The sequence below is a fragment of the Sulfurimonas sp. genome, from assembly GCF_019429335.1.
Classification (GTDB): domain Bacteria; phylum Campylobacterota; class Campylobacteria; order Campylobacterales; family Sulfurimonadaceae; genus Sulfurimonas.
This window is the reverse complement of record NZ_JAHYJB010000055.1, coordinates 1-3,498: the sequence shown is the minus strand read 5'-3', so window position 1 is coordinate 3,498 and position 3,498 is coordinate 1. Positions and strand designations below refer to the sequence as shown.

The following is a 3,498-nucleotide window of genomic DNA, read 5'->3' as shown; positions in this document are numbered from 1 at the left end:
TTGACTCTTTTGGAAAGGTTATTGATTTTAGAATTCTCACCTATTCAGACAGCGATGCTCTTAATAGTGAGTGTGATAAAATAAAGGGGAGATTGACAAATGTCCTCTTTCCCAAAAATCCTGATAATAAATCAGGTAAATATGTAATAAATTTAATATCGCAGGAGTAGACTTTGAAAATTTTTGTTTCAATTTTATTGGTTATGGCGTCTTTGTTTGCCAGTGATGCAACTATAGATGTTGTAAAAAAAGCAGATAGCCTTCCGAGCATCGCAGTAGAGGATTCGTCAGCTAGCTATGACCAAACTTTTAAAAGCAAATTTTTTAAGTCAGTAATAGCCGACTTAAATGTTCTGTCTATATTTAATGTAGATAGAAATCATAGAAATGTTAATTTTGATGCAGCCAGCGTACTTGTTGAAAATAAAAATATGAACTATGTCCTCAGATATAAATTGTTTGAGGGTGATGGACGTTCTTTAAATGTGGAGCTTAAGCTAATAAACAACAATGGTGTTGTTTATAATAAAAACTATAAAGTTAACAACACAAATACATACATGTTCGTTTCTCATACAATAGCATACGACATAAATAAATTTATGGGAGAGCCTCCTGTTGAGTGGATGAAAAGAAAAGTTATATTTGCCAGAATGATTTCTCCTCAAAAAAGTGAATTGGTAATTTCTGATTACACTTTAACTTACCAACATATTGTTGTTAAGGGAGGTTTTAATGTTTTTCCAAAGTGGGCTAACAAGGAACAAAGCGCATTCTACTACAGCTCTTTGGATGAAAATAAACCTACACTTAAACATGTAGATATTAAAACTGGGAAAAGTAAAGTTATAAAATCATCCGATGGAATGATGATATGCTCAGATGTTAATGGTGACGGAAGCAAGCTTTTGCTGACAATGGCCCCAAAAGGACAACCAGACATTTATCTATATGATGTAAATACAAAGGCTACTAAAGCATTGACAAACTATGGCGGCATAGATGTAAGCGGACAGTTTTTGGAGAGTGATAAAGTAGTATTTGTATCTGACCGTTTGGGCTATCCAAATATATTCTCTTTAAATATGAATACGGGCGCTGTTGAGCAAGTAGTTTATTATGGAAAAAGCAATGCAGCATGCAGCGTTTTTGGCAAATATATAGTCTATAAAGCAAGGGAGAGTTCTGATGCGTTTGGCAACAATACGTTCAATTTGCATCTAGTATCAACGGAGACAGATTTTATAAGAAGACTCACCGCAGTTGGTGTAAATGAGTTTCCAAGGTTTTCGGTAGATGGCGATGCGATAATTTTCATAAAAAATTATGAGGGCCAAAGTTCAATAGGTGTAATCAGATTAAACCATAACAAAAACTATCTTTTCCCACTTCAGTATGGGAAAGTTCAATCAATGGATTGGTAATATTTAATTTATTTTATAAATAAATTTTAATATAATTCTGATACAATTCCTGTAAACTAAATATAAGGTAGAAAAGATGAAAAAAGTGGTGATTTCAAGCGTGTTAATGGCGCTTTTGGTGTTAAGTGGATGTGGTGATAAAGAGCCTCAGGTTGAAGCAACAGACAGTGCTACTCAAGAAGTTCAACAAGTAGAAACGGAGAGTGTCTCCTCTGTAGAGGCTCCAGTTGTTACTGAGAGCGCTACAGAGTCTACAAGTCAAGTTATCACTAGATTAGAAAGTGAGCTTAAAACAATTTACTTTGATTTTGATAAGTTCAATATAAGAGCTGATATGCAAGCTAACCTATCTACTGGTGCTTCTGTTGTGAACACTCAAGCAAAAAACTTTTTCGTAAAACTTGAAGGAAATTGTGATGAGTGGGGAAGTGATGAGTATAACTTCGCACTTGGTCTTAAAAGAGCTGAAACTGTTAAAAAAGCTCTAACTGCTGAAGGTGTTGACGCTAGCCGTATCTCAATGGTAAGCTTTGGCGAGAGCAACCCTGTATGTACAGATAAAAGTAAAGAGTGCTGGTCTAAAAATCGTAGAGTTGAGTTCAAGCTTCTACCATAATTAATGAATATCAGTAAAATAGTTGCTATAACGGCAATACTTGTACCTTCATATTTAATCTGTGCCGAACCTTCTGCGTTCGGTGCAGGTGATTTAAATAATCCAAATCCTTATGGTTTAACCTCCACTGAGGCCACTCTGCTTGAAACTAAAAAAAATCTTCAAAAAGTTGTTGTAAAAAGCAACAACCAAGCGAACGAAGTTGACTCTTTAAGAGAGAGAATTGATGGGCTTCAAACAATAATAGAGTCAATTAGTTCATCTTCTCGCGAAAACAAGATGAAAATAAAATCTTTAGAAGATGAAAAAACAAATAGTTCCGAGTATGATAAAAGAGTTGCTGAGTCAATTCAGGTAAACAGCAAAGATATTGAAACAATAAAACTAAGCCTTGCCGAAATCTCTAAGCTTATTGATGCAATAAATAACTCATATGTTACAAAAGATGAGTTCAATTCATTGGTTAATGATGTAAATAAGTTTAAAGATCTTGTAGCAAAAGAGCTTAAAGCAGGATCGGGTCCAAAAAAATCCAAAACCACAGCTATGTCCGGTGCAGAAATAGAGACAAAAGCCAAAGACCTCTACAATAAAAAGTCTTACGGCGAATCTATTGAGCATTATAAGCAGCTTATTGCAATGAATTATAAGCCGGCTCAATCTCACTATATGGTTGGAGAGATAGAGTACTATAGAAATAATTACGCAGAGGCGATTGCTTACTTTAAAAAGAGCGCTACGCTCTATAGTAAAGCTAGTTATATGCCTACACTGCTGCTTCATACTGCTATATCTATGGAAAAAACTGGAGATAAAAAAAATGCAGAAGTTTTTTACGATGCAGTTGTCTCTCAATTTCCTGATAGCACACAAGCTCAGAGTGCAAAAAAGAAATTAAGTTCAATAAAACAATAATATAGCAACTTATTTGTAGTTACTACTGTTATTATGATAAAATCACAAAAAAAATAAAGGCACCCATTATGGCAATAGAAAAAAATCAAATTGTATCGATAGAGTACGAAGTAAGTGACGGAGAAAAAGTAGTAGATAGTAATGTTGGCGGAATGCCTTTAGTATTTATGTTTGGAAAAGGCCAGATTATTCCTGGACTTGAGAATGCAATCTCTAACATGTCAATAGGTGAAAAAGCAGAAGTTCTAGTAAAAGCAGAAGATGCGTACGGCGAGTACAATGCAGAAGCTAAGCAAGAGGTTCCAAAAGATCAGTTTTCAGGAATTGATTTGGAAGTTGGAATGGCTCTTTATGGTCAAGGCGAAGACGGCGGTACTGTTCAAGTAGTAGTTAAGGAAATCGGTGAGGAGAACGTTATTATAGATTTTAACCACCCATTGGCTGGAAAAGATTTATCTTTTGTGGTATCTATAAACAATATTAGAGAGGCTTCTGCAGAAGAAGCAATGAGCGGTATACCGGTAGAGAACCAGCATGATGATT

At 35.0% G+C, this 3,498-nt stretch carries 4 protein-coding genes; all 4 read left to right on the top strand.

Going from position 1 to position 3,498, the window contains the following annotated elements:
- Positions 1 to 173 precede the first annotated feature (173 nt).
- Positions 174 to 1,424 carry a Tol-Pal system protein TolB gene (gene tolB / locus K0A91_RS10700; RefSeq protein WP_295010175.1) on the top strand — a complete coding sequence of 417 codons (1,251 nt, stop codon included), beginning with the start codon at positions 174 to 176 and terminating at the stop codon, positions 1,422 to 1,424.
- 76 nt (positions 1,425 to 1,500) lie between these two features.
- Positions 1,501 to 2,040: an OmpA family protein gene (locus K0A91_RS10695; protein ID WP_295010174.1), complete on the top strand. Its 540-nt coding sequence runs from the start codon at positions 1,501 to 1,503 to the stop codon at positions 2,038 to 2,040.
- Positions 2,041 to 2,043: 3 nt separating this feature from the next.
- Positions 2,044 to 2,955 (top strand): tetratricopeptide repeat protein, encoded by a 912-nt coding sequence (locus tag K0A91_RS10690; protein ID WP_295010173.1) that lies wholly within the window; start codon positions 2,044 to 2,046, stop codon positions 2,953 to 2,955.
- A gap of 68 nt (positions 2,956 to 3,023) precedes the next feature.
- Positions 3,024 to 3,498 (top strand): peptidylprolyl isomerase (locus K0A91_RS10685; protein ID WP_295010172.1); only part of this gene is annotated, 475 nt, incomplete at its 3' end.